The following is a 417-nucleotide window of genomic DNA, read 5'->3' on the forward strand; positions in this document are numbered from 1 at the left end:
GGGGAAGGCGGCGGTGGACAGTTCGGCGAAGCGGCGGATCTGGCGGACGTCGGTGGCCGGCATGATCTCCGGGATGATCGGGGTGTCGCAGCCGGCGGCGGCGACCCGGTCCCGCAGCCGTAGATAGTCCTCCGGGTCGAAGAACATCTGCGTGATCGCGTAGTCCGCCCCCGCCCGGCACTTGGCCACGAAGTGCGCGAGGTCGCTTTCGGGATCGACAGAGCGTGGGTGCCCCTCGGGGAACGCGGCGACACCTACCCTGAAGTCACCCAGGGAACGGACGAGTTCGACGAGTTCATACGCGTGCCGGTATCCGTCCGGGTGCGGGGTCCATGTTCCGCGTGGGTCGCCCGGGGGGTCGCCGCGCAGCACCAGGACGTCGCGGACGCCGGCGTCGGCGTAGGCGCCGATGATCGC

1 protein-coding gene is annotated in these 417 nt (G+C 70.5%); it reads right to left on the reverse strand.

Translation table 11 applies throughout. From position 1 onward, the window contains the following. Positions 1–417, reverse strand: a 417-nt coding sequence (locus tag IF73_RS0137160) for a methylenetetrahydrofolate reductase (protein WP_031015981.1), incomplete at both ends; no start/stop codon positions are given.

This window comes from Streptomyces sp. NRRL F-5727, from assembly GCF_000719555.1.
GTDB lineage: Bacteria > Actinomycetota > Actinomycetes > Streptomycetales > Streptomycetaceae > Streptomyces.